This window comes from Allotamlana fucoidanivorans, assembly GCF_006265225.1.
Classification (GTDB): Bacteria; Bacteroidota; Bacteroidia; order Flavobacteriales; family Flavobacteriaceae; genus Allotamlana; species Allotamlana fucoidanivorans.
Window position 1 is genome coordinate 1 of record NZ_VDCS01000147.1, and the last position, 217, is coordinate 217.

At 45.6% G+C, this 217-nt stretch carries 1 protein-coding gene; it reads left to right on the forward strand.

Annotated elements, in window-relative coordinates; translation table 11 throughout:
• The coding region (locus FGF67_RS17395; protein WP_158293261.1) for a hypothetical protein at positions 1-217 on the forward strand (217 nt) is incomplete at both ends.

Consider the following 217-nt stretch of genomic DNA (forward strand, 5'->3'; position numbering starts at 1 on the left):
ACGGGAGGTACGGTAACTATTACCTGGACGGTAGAAGATATCTGTGGCTCTACTAATCCTACTGCTACATATACCCTAACACAACCGCAAGTAGTAAGCTATGATGCGCCTAGCGATGATAGTGCTATTGCTGCTGAATTTGATGATCCTAATCCTGCTACAGCACAAGCCAACCTAGATGCTGATATCGCGGCTTGGGTAACGACGCAAACTAATA